The organism is Vibrio jasicida CAIM 1864 = LMG 25398, from assembly GCF_000400365.1.
Classification (GTDB): Bacteria; Pseudomonadota; Gammaproteobacteria; order Enterobacterales; family Vibrionaceae; genus Vibrio; species Vibrio jasicida.
The window spans coordinates 69,582-84,003 of sequence record NZ_BAOG01000030.1; the positions used below are offsets into that span (position 1 = coordinate 69,582).

A 14,422-nucleotide genomic window follows, 5' to 3' on the forward strand; every position below is an offset into this window, starting at 1 on the left:
GCTTTTCAGATTTCAACGACTCTTGTAAGCAGAAAATAGGACAATTAAGCGTGGCAGAACTTCACACAGTTTCGGCCCGCTTTTTTGGCTTTATACAGGGCGTCATCAGCAAGTTTAATCACGTCAGTTGGGTTTCGTGCACTACGGCTGTCTGCAACCCCAAAACTCGCAGTGACAGATACGGTCTTTTTCTTTGAATCAGCACTTCCGCGCTTTTTGCGGCCTTGTTTGTTGTCATCTGGTCGACTGTCTTGATCGCGTAGAATCATTTCATATTCAGCAATCAATTCGCGAACTTCTTCCACATGAGCTTCGCAGTCTTCGGTGTACTTACCTTTAAAGACAATGGTGAACTCTTCACCACCAAAACGATACACCTTTGCTCCACCTTGTGTCTTCATTAGGCGCGAAGCCACCATCTTTAACACATCATCACCGGTGTCGTGGCCGTAGGTGTCATTAAACTTCTTAAAATGATCAACATCCAGCATCGCAATGGTGAACTTACGTCCCATATGCTTAAGGTCCAGATCCAACGCACGACGGCTAGGAATGAGCGTTAAGCTATCAGTAAAAGCCAGTTGATGGCTCGCCGATGTGGAGTAAATGATGATCAATAGGCCCGTTAGTGTAAACATGGTGCTAGAGATATATTGGACGTCGAAGAAGATAAACGTCGCCGAGGCTAACACCATCGCAGAGTAAGTCATCGCATGAATGATCTTATTCTTCTTCAGCACCAAAATGCCAAGGAAGCACACAATACCAACGCAATAGAGCACAAGTACTAGAGGAAGTTTGGAAACCTTGGGAACAATAAACAAGATGCCATTGGTCCACTCATCGAATCCACCTTCTACGTAATAGGTCAGCGTCACATAGGACCAAAAGACAAACATAACCAGCACAAAAATGTAGGCTAACGTGGCTTTGGAATCGAAACCTTCTTTATTGAACAGAAACACCGCTAGGAAAGAGACGGGTAAAAGACTCGCTAAAATGGTGAGCTCTAAAAGCGCAGTTCCCGTTTGAAGCGGAACTTGTAGGCGATGTTGGATTACGAAGTAGGCAAGTAGCATGGCAATGCAAACCATAGACTCGCGACCTTGCTTGAATGAGTAACACATTAACAGCGCACAGCCCAACAAAATATATGGCAAATTCGAAGCAATGCCCCAGTTAGACTGAGTCATCTGAATGATGCTATCCATACCCAAGCTGATCATACCCAACAGTATTATTGGAAATAGAAACCGAAAGCCTGGAGAGGTCATTAAAGATGAAGCCATCTACTACAAATCACCTGCAAATAGTTGAGTATATCTAAAGAGTTACATTAAGCATTCAATTAATACCGTGTGTGGGCAGTATATATTCTGACGCTTTCAAAACTAACAAGAATACGTGTATTTGCGAATTTTCCAAGTGTTTTACAGTCGATGATTACAAAAAGAGAGAGGTTGATTAAATTAAGACCAATCAACAAGTTGCACGATAGTTGTGACTGCTATAATTTCGTAGTGTTGAGCAAAGGAGAAAAATCGATGCAAATCAGTTCAGATGTACACAATTATATGGAGACCCTCGTAGGGCAAGAACTCTCTTCAGAGCGATACGTCGATCAGTTTGATCATGAACAGTTAGCTGACATCGCTTGCTTGGCGCTGATCCAATTAAAACCAGTTTATATCCGCCATGATATCGATTTTCTGTCTGCTCTACCTGAGCGTAAACTGACGCAGTTTAAAGATAGTGTCTATATCGCGGTAGAAAATGCAGCAGCAATGGTGCAAGAAGATCGACGCACGAATCGTAACAATGATGTACCTGTAATTTTCTCGCATACCAGTTATGATGAAGACAAAGAACTGGATTGGTTTGAGAAGCCAATTCTCAACGTCAACATTAAGTAATGAGTGTCTTAATCAGTCTTAAATAGATAAGGCATGCCCAAGGAGGAATTGTGGGATTCTTTTCGCGCTTGTTTGGTGGTGGTGATAAAACTGCCGCAGTTAAAACCGTAGACCCCGTCGAATATAAAGGCTTTTTGATTTACCAAGAGAGTATTTCAGAAGGTGGTCAGTACCGCATTGCAGGACGGATTGAGAAAGAGTTCGATGGAGAAGTGAAAACCCACCGCTTTATTCGTTCCGACTTGATAGGGTCAGAACAAGACGCCAACGAGCTGATGCTGAAAAAAGCGCAGATGTTCATCGACCAAATGGGTGAAAAAATCTTCAATTAAGAACTCACTGCAACTTGATTCGAATCATCTCCAAGAGAGCCATTAGTGTATATGCTGATGGCTCTCTTTCTTTTTATGGCTTAATTACCTGTTAAATTAACCACTTAACATTCATCTGGTTAGACCTCTGTCTAGTGGCGCTAATCGTTGTTATTTTTCAGTGCGAAGTAGAGAATTATTCATTACTTAGCGTTATATGTAATGAAATTTAGTATTTTTATTACAAAATACTTGAAGTCATGATGGACGTTCGTTAAAAACAGAAGAATAACAGGGCTGTTAGTCAAGATTTGACTGTGCAAATGGGTGACCCAAAACACCATCATTCGTTTGCGTTTTCTTGCGTAGTAAACAGATAGAAATAAAAAAGAATTAGAGTAGAGCAACGCTCTGTTTTGGGACTAATTATTGATATGTATACAAGGAGTATGCGTTTTGCAAATCGGTGTACCTAGAGAAATACTCGCGGGTGAATCGCGAGTAGCTGCATCACCTAAATCGGTTGAGCAGTTAATTAAGTTGGGGTTCGATGTCGCAATCGAATCACAAGCGGGGGTGCTAGCCAGTTTCGACAATGCGGCTTATGAAGCAGCAGGGGCGACAATTGTATCTAGCGACGAAGTATGGCAATCAGGCTTAATTCTTAAAGTGAATGCGCCTCATGTTGATGAAGAAAATGGCATCGATGAGATCGCGTTGTTACAAGATGGCGCAACATTGGTTAGCTTTATCTGGCCAGCGCAAAACGCGGAGTTAATGGAACAGCTCTCAAGCAAGAACATCAACGTTCTCGCAATGGACTCCGTTCCTCGTATCTCACGTGCGCAAGCATTAGACGCACTCTCTTCTATGGCTAACATCGCCGGTTACCGAGCAGTGGTTGAAGCTGCTCATGAATTCGGTCGTTTCTTCACTGGCCAAATTACTGCCGCTGGTAAAGTACCACCGGCTAAAGTGTTAGTTGCAGGTGCAGGTGTCGCAGGACTAGCAGCAATCGGTGCGGCTGGTAGCCTTGGTGCAATCGTTCGTTCTTTCGACGTTCGTCCTGAAGTGAAAGAACAAGTCGAATCGATGGGCGCTGAGTTCCTGACGGTAGATTTCAAAGAAGACTCAGGCTCAGGTGACGGTTACGCTAAAGAAATGTCTGATGAGTTCAACAAGAAAGCGGCTGAGCTATACGCTGAGCAAGCCAAAGATGTTGATATCATCATCACTACGGCGCTAATTCCTGGCCGCCCAGCACCGACGTTGATCACCAAAGAAATGGTCGACAGCATGAAAGCGGGCAGCGTGATCGTTGATCTGGCGGCTGCCAATGGCGGTAACTGTGAATATACAGAAAAAGACAAAGTCATCACGACAGCCAATGGCGTAAAAATCGTTGGTTACACTGACATGGTAGGCCGTCTGCCAACGCAATCTTCTCAGCTCTACGCAACCAACCTTGTAAACCTTCTAAAACTGTTGTGCAAAGAGAAAGATGGCAACATCGATATCGACTTTGAAGACGTTGTGTTACGTGGTGTGACCGTCGTGAAAGAAGGCGAAATCACTTGGCCAGCACCACCGATTCAAGTTTCTGCTCAACCACAAGCAAAAACCCAAGAACCGGTCAAAAAAGAGCCGAAAGTTGAAGAGCCAACTTCACCAGTTAAGAAATTCGCACCACTGGTTATTGGTTTGGGTGCGTTTGGCTGGGTTGCATCAGTCGCTCCGGCTGCATTCCTATCACACTTCACCGTTTTCGTATTGGCGTGTGTGGTAGGTTACTACGTAGTTTGGAACGTGACTCACGCACTGCATACACCACTTATGTCGGTAACAAACGCGATTTCCGGCATCATCGTAGTGGGTGCGCTACTGCAAATTGGTCAAGGTAATGGTGTAGTTACCTTCCTATCATTCATTGCTGTTCTCATTGCAAGCATAAACATCTTTGGTGGCTTTACCGTGACCAAACGTATGCTTGAAATGTTCCGCAAAGACAAATAATAGGAGTTACCAATGTCTGCAGGATTAGTACAAGCGGCATACATTATTGCTGCGCTATTTTTCATCTTAAGTCTCGCGGGACTTTCTAAACAAGAATCAGCACGAAATGGTAACTACTACGGTATTGCTGGTATGGCAATTGCGCTTATTGCGACAATTTTCAGCCCAAGTGCCGAAGGCTTTGCATGGGTCATCATCGCGATGGTGATCGGTGGTGGTATTGGTATCCACTACGCGAAGAAAGTAGAAATGACAGAAATGCCAGAATTGGTTGCGATTCTACATAGCTTCGTGGGTATGGCCGCGGTACTTGTTGGTTACAACAGCTACCTAGAGCCACCAGCACCAGTATCAACAGATCTTGCTGGTATTCACGCAGAGCACGTTATCCACCTTGTAGAAGTATTCCTTGGTGTGTTCATCGGTGCGGTAACCTTTACTGGTTCTATCGTAGCGTTTGGTAAGCTTCGTGGGATCATTTCTTCTTCACCACTTAACCTACCTCACAAACACAAGATGAACCTCGCTGCGATCGTTGTTTCAACACTGCTTATGATTTACTTCGTAAAAGCAGACGGCAGCATGTTCGCACTGATCTTGATGACACTGATTGCTTTTGCATTCGGTTACCACTTAGTGGCATCAATAGGTGGTGCAGATATGCCGGTTGTTGTTTCAATGCTGAACTCATACTCCGGTTGGGCGGCTGCGGCAGCAGGCTTCATGCTAGCAAACGATCTATTGATCGTGACTGGTGCGCTGGTTGGTTCTTCAGGTGCCATCCTTTCTTACATCATGTGTAAAGCAATGAACCGCTCGTTTGTAAGCGTAATTGCAGGCGGCTTCGGTCAAGAAGTAGTGATTTCAAGTGACGAAGAACAGGGGGAACATCGCGAAACATCAGCTGAAGAAGTTGCTGAAATGCTGAAAAACTCGAAGTCCGTAATCATCACCCCAGGATACGGGATGGCAGTGGCACAAGCTCAATACCCAGTACATGAGATCACAGACAAGCTACGAGCTCAAGGCATTGAAGTTCGCTTTGGTATTCACCCAGTAGCTGGCCGTCTACCTGGTCACATGAACGTTCTATTGGCTGAAGCGAAAGTACCGTATGACATCGTACTAGAAATGGACGAAATCAACGACGACTTCCCAGCAACAGATACGGTTCTGGTCATCGGCGCAAACGACACAGTAAACCCAGCGGCACTAGAAGATCCAAACAGCCCGATTGCTGGTATGCCAGTATTAGAAGTTTGGAATGCGCAAAATGTCATCGTATTCAAGCGTTCAATGAATACAGGTTACGCAGGCGTTCAAAACCCACTGTTCTTTAAAGAGAATACATCGATGTTGTTCGGTGATGCGAAAGAGAGCGTAGAAGCAATCTCTAAAGCACTGTAAGCGTAGGGGACATCAGCATCTGCTTCGAAAGGAAGTATTTGCTTTAAAACTCATCAAGGCCAGCATTCGCTGGCCTTTTTTTGTGGGCTTTCAATGTTATAGTACTGCAAATCCTTAAGCTGCCTAATGTCATTTGTTTTTAGATTGATGTATAGTTCTGGCTAATGTAACAAGTACCGGTAACAGTTTGATTAAACAGTTTTTGCTCCGTTCTGCCTTAATGCTGCCACTTTTCTCGGCAAGCGCATTTGCAGATTCATTACCAGAACGAATAGATACGTTTACAGAGCTATTTAATTATGAAGTGGCTCTTAAATCGTATGATATACGCATACTGCAATCGAACTACCCAACCAAATTGCTTTCACCGGACTCAATGTTGCCACAAACGGCCGATTATCCGCTAAAAGACATTCAACAGCTGTATCGCTTGGCGAACACATGTCGCGGAAAACTGCCGTTAAGTCCTTTAATTACGGAACCTTTGGTGTTTACTCGAGCCTTATGTAAAGGAACGCAACTCACACCACGTTGGTTTTCTCGTAGTGGGTTGATTCACCCAGGAGGCGGCACTTACGCAGCTCGTTACGCTGAGAAATATCCAGAACTGCGCCCTAAGCTTGCACAGTACATGCACATTAAAGAGCGCACTAACGATGATGGCGATGAACTGCTAGAAAGCTTGCAAAGCATGGATGATGATGCAATAAACGCACTCATCGCTGGTGCGAGCATGTTCATTGAAGGAAAGGAGCTTTGGCTACGCCGCGGTGATCACTACTTCGTTTTCTCTAAAAATGTTTGGCAAGAAAACGTTGCGAATGCTGGTCTGTCTTACGGGCTCGCATCAGAAAGCCGAAGCTGCTTTGTGAAACGCGGTAACATTTGTTGGGATGTAGAAGATCACTCGCAAGTGTTGCGGATCAGCATGATCATTCTTGTGATTGCCAACATCTTATTGGTGATCGGCTGGGCAGTGTACCGCTGGAACAGCAAACGAGAAGAAATGCGCAGTCGCATGTTGGTACTGCAAATTCTTACTCACGAACTAAGAACGCCGATTGCGTCTTTGTCTTTAACCGTTGAAGGTTTCCGTCGTGAGTTCGAACATCTTCCAGAAACCGTTTACGACGAATTTCGTCGATTATGCGAAGATACGCGCCGATTACGCCAGTTAGCAGAGGCAAGTAAAGATTATTTGCAATCTGATAACCAAATGCTTGCAACAGACTGGGTTCCTTCTGTTGCAGAATGGCTAGAATATAAGATTGAAGAAGAATTTGATAACGCTGTACTTTTCAAAATAAACGAAGATGTAGCTGCTAAAGTTAACGTGTATTGGCTCGGAACCTGTATCGATAACTTGCTACGAAACGCATTGAAGTACGGTAAAGCACCGGTCGAACTATGTGTAGAAACCAGTGCGGATAAAATCATTATCCAAGTCATAGATGCCGGCAGTTTAACTGCAAAAGATTGGGCAAACCTAAGAAAGCCGTTCGTAAGTAAGAGCGGACTAGGGCTTGGATTAACAATAGTTGAATCAATGGTAGGCCGCATGGGCGGAAAAATGTCCCTAATGGGACCACCTACAACCTTTATATTGGAGATACCTTGTGAAACAGACACTGCTTCTCGTTGAGGACGATAAAAACTTGGCTGACGGCCTGTTAGTAAGCCTGGAACAAGCAGGATATGAGTGTTTACATGTGGAGCGTATTTCAGACGTTGAGCCACAATGGAAAAAGGCTGACTTAGTCATTCTGGACCGCCAACTACCAGACGGCGACTCAGTACAATCTCTTCCTGAATGGAAAAAAATTAAAGATATCCCTGTAATCCTTCTTACTGCACTGGTTACTGTAAAAGATAAAGTTGCGGGTTTAGATTCTGGTGCGAACGATTACTTAACAAAACCATTTGCAGAAGCGGAACTGTTTGCGCGTATCCGAGCACAACTTCGCGCACCAGATTCAGCGGAACAGGGTAATGCAGACAAAGTGATGACCAAAGACCTTGAGATCGACCGCGCAACTCGCGAAGTCGTATTCCAAGGTGAAATGATCACACTGACTCGTACCGAGTTCGATCTACTGCTGTTCTTGGCATCTAACTTAGGTCGCGTATTTACACGTGATGAATTATTAGATCACGTTTGGGGTTACAACCATTTCCCAACAACGCGTACTGTAGATACTCACGTACTTCAGTTACGTCAAAAGCTACCGGGTCTAGAAATCGAAACGCTACGTGGCGTTGGTTACAAGATGAAAGCGTAACGGCAAAGAATGAAAACACTACTTCCTGTAGTTCTCTCATTGCTATTAGTGAAACCAGTCCAAGCTACGGACTGGTTTCAAACTAATACACCACTGACACAAGCTCACCAGCATCTGCTCGAAGATGACCTTGGCGGCATGTTCAATTCCCTTGTCGAACTATGGCAAAGTGAACCAAACAAAGAACTCACACCGCACCTCAATGATTTATTAGCACAATCACTTTCTAGAGACTGCGGCAAATCATTAACAGGTGTCACGCTTCCTGATTGGATAAGCGGTATTAACGTTATTCGACAAACCATCCAAAGCCCAGGCAGAGATACTTATCGACTCGTCGTTAAACTGCGTGCAACAACGGATATTGAAGACATCTCTTTCCGCCGTTGGGTCGACAGTACGATCTCTGCAGACAGCTCATTCAATTTTGAAGAGCAACCGGAAGGCGCAGAACTGGCAAATGAACGCAGCTTTTTAAAACGCTACAATCTAACCGGCAAGTTGGATGCGGGCTTATATCACTTATCAGTGACGACAAAAGACAAACGTACTTACCGTACATGGGTGATTTTAGGCGATTCAAACTCGACACAATATGTTCGTTGGACTTCAAAAGAGAACTGGAAGGTAGAGAAGAGCGCGCTACGGAACCCACATTGTCCGCTACCACAGCTAGAAGTCGGCCTTTATGATTATGTCGAAGGTCAATATGACCAAGTATGGAAAAAGACATATGAATCTAATTACCCAAATTCTCTCGAATTAGATGGAATCCCTAATGACCGATATGTGTTAGCTGTAAGCATTAACAGTCGGCGTTGGCAAGGTGACATTATTGTTGAGCAGGCTCAAACTATTAGCCGAACTTATGATGTTTCTCTCGAAGAATAGCTAAAGAAATTACACTTGTGCCGATATAAGTTCAGGACGAACGAAATCACAAGTGTAGTATGAAGACACAATTCAAAATTTTAACCACGACCATCACAGCAGCGTTATGCTCTAGCGCTGCTTTTGCTGGCACTTACGCAATCGAAGCTCGTAGTGACGCAATGGGTGGAGTAGGAACCGTATCAGCCTCTTACCTAACTGCACCATTCTTTAACCCGGCATTGACGGCAATCTACCGTCGTAATGATGATGCAGGTATGATCGTGCCAAGTTTTGGCGTTAACTATAACGATCAAGACGGTTTAATCGACGAAATCGAACGCATAGGTAAGCTGACCGATCCAACAGAAATCGTAAACTCCTTAGACGCGATTAACGGACAAAAGATGGATTTTGACCTTGGTGGTGTCGTCGCCGTTGGTATTCCGAATAAATTCTTATCTGCAACAGCTTACGGAAAACTATATACCGAATCTTTCGTTGAACCGACTATCGACACGGCAAGTGGTGACCCGTTAAATGATAGCTACGTGCGCGGCGTCTCTATTGGTGTGGCAGAAGCGGGGATCTCCCTCGCTAAATACACCAACTTCATGAATCAGCATTTGTCGTTTGGTATTACACCAAAACTACAGCGCATCTACACTTACTCTTACGCAACAAGCTTTGCTGCGTTCGATACCAAAGATTTGCGTGAAAATGAAACCGCAGAAACCATGTTTAACCTTGATGCGGGTGCATTGTGGTTCTTTGGTCCTTACCGTTTAGGTATTTCAGCGAAAAACTTAATCGGTCGCGACGTGAAAACAAAATCTTTCACCTACAACGGCGATACCATTCAATCCTACGAATACAGCATGCGACCAGTCTACACAGTAGGTGCCGGATATGTCGCAGATTACTTCAGCTTCAGCGTTGACTACGATTTGAATGAAGAGAAGAAGTTCTCTACCTTTGATGACAACACGCAAATGGTTCGAGCCGGCTTTGAAATTGACGTACTTCGTCAGCTAGCACTGCGTGGGGGATACATGAAAAACCTTGCACGTTCAGATGACGAGGGAACGATCACGGCGGGTATTGGTTTGTCACCTTTGAACTTAATCGAACTTGATATTGCAGCGCAATATACCAATGAAAACGCAATGGGTGCTTCGATTAATTTCCTTGCGACCTACTAAGCGAGCCGTTATAGTCAGCTCCTCATATTGAGGAGCTTTTTTATGTTTGACGATTTACCACCTCTGTCTCATCAAGAACAGCAACAAGCTGTAGAACGTATTCAAGAATTAATGCAGAAGGGTACCAGTACCGCAGAAGCGATTAAGATCGTAGCCCAGCAAATTCGATCAGAATACGCCGCGAAGAAACAAGACTAAGAAATTACAAAGAGCAGGGCACAGACCCTGCTTTTTTTACGCCCCTCACATATATCGCTAAATCAAACAGCTCCCCATCTTTTCACCACACTACCTTAAACAAATTCAACGTTACCACGTAACCAAGCAGTACAAAAGTGGAGTAGAAACACCTGCCATAATAAGTTAGTAAAATTTTACTAACTACCATTAACTGTCACTTTTAAAATGCAGGCAAAAACACTGCGCAAGCACAGCAAATTAAACATAACCCTTTAAATACAAGTGCTTAACTCAGGATAATCATTCAAGCAATAAAACACCCCCACCTCGTTCTGTAATTTAATTACAGTGGCGAATTCAATGGCCATATCCAATAGTGAAATATTCTGCAAAAACATAAAAGAGACGGCGTCACTTTGATTGGCAGAAAATTTAGACTTATAAAATGGTACTTATGAAAACAGTGAGTACTTGCGGACTAAAACCGAACCAAATCTGAAACCGTACTTAAAACAGAAAAAGAGAATGAGTAAACGGTGTTTTTCAACGTGAGATTTAGATGGAATGAGCGCAACTTTTTTCAAAAAATGATCACTGGCCTACATTGGAGATATAAACGCAATTTTACTTACGTATTACACTGTAACGTTGTAGGATTGAAAGTGAGATGCTGAATGGGGTGAACTATTGATGAGTAAAGTTTGCAGTTAATTCTTAAGCCTTTTGCTGCATGGTAGATACTTAGTTCGTTAGTGTTGAGGGCCAGATAAAAGCGGCAGGAGAGACGAGTTATGTATAGTGTGTCTAAACAATATGTAAGTAGAATCTAATAAGCGCTTAAACCTTTCGATCTAGTTCAGACCTGCACTAATGATGATTTACACAACGTGCGCTGAACCGATACCTTAGGCACGTCTATTGACCTAGACGGCTTCGAAAATGTTACTACACACGTTTCCATGATCAGTGAGAAGCCAACTAAAAAGCCGAACCCTTGGCGATGGGGTTCGGCTTTTTTAACTCTATGGTATCGAGAACCGAGTAAAACTAGTTACTACGGGCGCAGACAAAACCAGTAACCCAAAAAAGGAAAGTGACAGTGAAGTTTCCCGAAATCGATTATCAATTCTGGTACACGACCTGGTATGAGACCGTAGGAAAAAAGACAACTTATTCCAACGTTAACTCTAGAAAATACATGCATTTCAATGGTGACTTAAATGCCTGTATGGACGAAATTTTTTCCATGATCAGTAAAAAGCAATTCGACAAATCAACGATACTTAGAATCGTTGATCTCATTTATTGCTGGGGTGGTCCATCTGGAAGGTTGTTTTATGTACCAATGAAAGGGAAAGATGCCCCGCGACAAGTGCTAGAAGATGATGTAAGAGCATTTGAACAGTACATGCTTGGGGTCCAACTCGCAGTCGATGGCAATATCAAGTGCATAGATGAGTTCTGTAAGCTCGACGGAATTGGCAAATCGTTCGCAACTAAGCATGCTTATTTTTGGAGCCACGACAGTGCGTTCCCTTTAATGATCGTAGATTCCAAGATTTCCGGTGCCCTTGGATTTACAACAACGCAGCAACTCGAAAAAGCATACACCAATGAGCAGTTAGTGACCGCATTTAGAAAGAAGGCAATGGAAGAGTTCGGAGAGAATACTCCTTCAATGGTAGAACGTGCTCTATTCGCGTTCCATAACAACTATTTCTTGAATGACAATTCGAACTGGAAAAACAAAACTACGCATCGTGATAGTCATGTCGCCACAGGATTGGCAAAAACATTGTTTGAAACTGAAAACAGTTAAACCTTTTTGTTTTTAAGGCAAGTCACTCTAGGATGAATAGCTTATATTGGTAATTCACTATCCGTAGTAAATCGCCAAAACCATATAGAAGTATAGGGTGCTTGGGTACAACTAACCCAAGTTATAGTCTTATTCACTTGTGATGTTTGCGCTGATGGGGATGAATCTGAAATACCAGATTGTTACTCATCAAAGGACTGCAAGACGTTCGAGAAAGCGTATTGGTTCTAAAAGCTTCGCGTAATGTTGGCGCATAAAGGATTAAACTCGACCCCACACTAATCACGATTTACACAGCGGGCAGGGAGCCAATACATTTGGTAAGTCGTTTGACCTCGACAGGCTTCCAATTCGTTTTCATCGACGTCCACCAAAATCAAGAAGTCGACAAAATAGTCGAACCCTTGCGATGGGTTCGGCCTTCTCTGTAGTAATACCCAAAAAATTCATAGACTTAACTCCTATGCAATTGATAAAATATGAGTGATATCACTATTTGCTAAGGAAAACTTTATGGCAAGTACACCAAACACTATCGGCTTTAGAACGGCATTTTTCTTTAACCAAGACATTGAGCGACCAGATAAGTATTTTTGGGAGCTTTCTAATATTATTCCTGAATTTGATGTAATGCCGACAATTCAGCCGTTACCTGAAGGAATTAAAACAAATGGTATTCCTTTGATGACATTTAAGTCGCAGTCAGGGATTTTTTTGTGTGAAATAAAGCTCGATCGTTTAGATTTTTTTGTCCGTTTGGAAAGTCATTTCAACTTGCATCGATATGACCAAATATTTTCAATATACAAGCAAATTTCGAAAACAATTACAGACTACATAAATTCACAGCCATCACTGTCAATAAAAAGGTTGGGGATGGTTGGGGATTATCTTATCCCTGCAGAAGACCCAATTACTTTAATTCATGAAATGAAGAACATTCCCCGGGAACATGATGTCGTAGAGTTTGCACTAAGAACTAACAAAAGAAAACGATATGCGAACCTTGCATGTAACGACATCCTAATTTTCGAAGCTCTTCAGATGCTTTTGAATGATGGTCAGAGGATAGATGGCGTACTTTTGAGTCGAGACATTAATAATGTTCCTCATGAAACATTAAGTGCACAAGTTTTAAACGCATTCCTAGAGGAAGGTCAAGAACAGCTATCGGAGTGTAACTTCAGGAAGCTTGCTGATGCGAACGAATGATTCTTTCCTTCAAAGGGCATTTGGTATTGGGGGAGCATCTTCCGATTCAAGTATCGGATCAGTAATAGAACAAAACGACTCAACTGCAACGGAAGGACAAGCGGTAAAAGAAGAAGATGTAGTTGCTAGTGTCATTGAATATGCTTCTACTTTAAAACAAGAATATGATGAAAAACACAAGCAACTTGAGGATGAAGTTACAGTTGTAAAAAACCAGTTAGTTTCCGATGTTACTACAATGAAAAATGACATCGAGTTAGCGAAACAACATCATATTAAATGGCTTGTTACAAGTGTTGTTGCGGGTGGTTTAGCCATAGCAGCTGGCGGGTGGACGCTTTATTCAGATTTAGATACTAAACACAATAATACATTGAATCTACACCATGCTGACACCAAGGGGTTTACTCAAGATATATCAACGATAAAAGTCACAATTGATGACATCGATAAGCATGACAATCGGCTAAAAAAACTTGAGAGTGAGCTTTCTAACATGAAAACCTCTCAGGCAGTAACTCAAACTCAGTTCAAGGCTATTTGGGAAGGCTTGTCAAAAACAAAGACAACACAGAAAAACAATTAAATTACTTTCTTTAGAAGGAATTCACTCCGCGGCTTTCATTCGAAGGCCGCCTTTAAACGGCAACTTTGGGATAGTCTAAGACTTTGACATGCTCGTGTACTAAGCGATTGTTTTCTTCAGTTGGTTCAATGAGATAAGCCACTTTGTCATATTGAAATGTCAACGATTTAGAGAGCTTACGTATTTCCTGCCAACTGAAAATATCATCGAGTTCCTGCTGGGTTTCGCGCACTTTTCGATGCATGTTTTTCGGATACATTGCCGGCTTAGCAAAGCGTCGATTGAAATCAGCAATGAAGTAGGGAAGCCAAGCATTCGCTTCTTCGATGGAGTTGATTCCCTGCAAGCGCATCTCTTTGACGAGTCGGTCTTGAAGCGTCAAGTTTACTCGCTCCACACGACCTTTAGCTTGAGAGCTATTCGCACATATCAGTTCGATGCATAACTCTTTTAAGGCTCGGGCATATTGAGTTTGACCGACTTGTTTTTGCTTTTCCTGATTCACTCGAAAAATCGAATGCTTATCGCTGCAGAACGCTACAGGTTTGCCGTGTTCATTAAGATATTCTCTCGTTGTTAGCATGTAATCAAAGGCCGATTCGGTTTCGCTGAACCTTAAGTTCATCAGGC

At 43.0% G+C, this 14,422-nt stretch carries 13 protein-coding genes and 1 pseudogene; 12 read left to right on the forward strand and 2 right to left on the reverse strand.

Annotated elements, in window-relative coordinates; genetic code table 11:
* Positions 1–44 precede the first annotated feature (44 nt).
* Positions 45–1,289, reverse strand: a complete 1,245-nt coding sequence (locus tag VJL_RS09240; RefSeq protein WP_038870701.1) for a GGDEF domain-containing protein — start codon at positions 1,287–1,289, stop codon at positions 45–47.
* Positions 1,290–1,544: 255 nt separating this feature from the next.
* On the opposite strand from VJL_RS09240, the gene VJL_RS09245 reads away from it, so the two are divergent.
* From VJL_RS09245 to VJL_RS09295, 12 genes are all read left to right on the forward strand, one after another.
* Complete coding sequence (locus tag VJL_RS09245; RefSeq protein WP_038870703.1) at positions 1,545–1,913, forward strand: late competence development ComFB family protein; 369 nt, start codon at positions 1,545–1,547, stop codon at positions 1,911–1,913.
* A 50-nt stretch (positions 1,914–1,963) separates the two neighbouring features.
* Entirely contained in the window at positions 1,964–2,245 is a 282-nt protein-coding gene (locus VJL_RS09250) for an HlyU family transcriptional regulator (RefSeq protein ID WP_038877383.1), read from the forward strand.
* A 435-nt stretch (positions 2,246–2,680) separates the two neighbouring features.
* Positions 2,681–4,237: a Re/Si-specific NAD(P)(+) transhydrogenase subunit alpha gene (locus VJL_RS09255; RefSeq protein WP_038877384.1), complete on the forward strand. Its 1,557-nt coding sequence runs from the start codon at positions 2,681–2,683 to the stop codon at positions 4,235–4,237.
* A gap of 12 nt (positions 4,238–4,249) precedes the next feature.
* Positions 4,250–5,644 (forward strand): Re/Si-specific NAD(P)(+) transhydrogenase subunit beta, encoded by a 1,395-nt coding sequence (gene pntB / locus VJL_RS09260; RefSeq protein ID WP_038877385.1) that lies wholly within the window; start codon positions 4,250–4,252, stop codon positions 5,642–5,644.
* 220 nt (positions 5,645–5,864) lie between these two features.
* Complete coding sequence (gene vxrA, locus VJL_RS09265) at positions 5,865–7,286, forward strand: sensor histidine kinase VxrA (RefSeq protein ID WP_161625078.1); 1,422 nt, start codon at positions 5,865–5,867, stop codon at positions 7,284–7,286.
* On the forward strand, positions 7,261–7,923 hold the full coding sequence (vxrB, locus tag VJL_RS09270; protein WP_038870712.1) for a response regulator transcription factor VxrB: 663 nt from the start codon (positions 7,261–7,263) through the stop codon (positions 7,921–7,923). The genes vxrA and vxrB overlap by 26 nt, the downstream gene beginning before the upstream one ends.
* A 9-nt stretch (positions 7,924–7,932) precedes the next feature.
* Complete coding sequence (locus VJL_RS09275; protein ID WP_038870714.1) at positions 7,933–8,814, forward strand: DUF2861 family protein; 882 nt, start codon at positions 7,933–7,935, stop codon at positions 8,812–8,814.
* 59 nt (positions 8,815–8,873) lie between these two features.
* Positions 8,874–9,995, forward strand: coding sequence for a conjugal transfer protein TraF (locus VJL_RS09280; protein ID WP_038877386.1), 1,122 nt, complete (start codon positions 8,874–8,876; stop codon positions 9,993–9,995).
* Between the two features lie 42 nt (positions 9,996–10,037).
* A complete protein-coding gene (locus VJL_RS27805; RefSeq protein WP_081634944.1) occupies positions 10,038–10,193 on the forward strand; it encodes a YoaH family protein in 156 nt (51 codons plus the stop codon).
* Between the two features lie 1,081 nt (positions 10,194–11,274).
* Positions 11,275–11,994, forward strand: a complete 720-nt coding sequence (locus VJL_RS09285; protein ID WP_038870719.1) for a hypothetical protein — start codon at positions 11,275–11,277, stop codon at positions 11,992–11,994.
* A 513-nt stretch (positions 11,995–12,507) separates the two neighbouring features.
* On the forward strand, positions 12,508–13,206 hold the full coding sequence (locus VJL_RS09290; protein WP_038877388.1) for a hypothetical protein: 699 nt from the start codon (positions 12,508–12,510) through the stop codon (positions 13,204–13,206).
* On the forward strand, positions 13,193–13,792 hold the full coding sequence (locus VJL_RS09295) for a hypothetical protein (protein WP_038877389.1): 600 nt from the start codon (positions 13,193–13,195) through the stop codon (positions 13,790–13,792). The genes VJL_RS09290 and VJL_RS09295 overlap by 14 nt, the downstream gene beginning before the upstream one ends.
* 67 nt (positions 13,793–13,859) lie before the next feature.
* On the opposite strand, the pseudogene VJL_RS09300 reads toward VJL_RS09295, so the two are convergent.
* Positions 13,860–14,422 (reverse strand): annotated as a pseudogene (locus VJL_RS09300) (ISNCY family transposase); the annotation flags it as partial.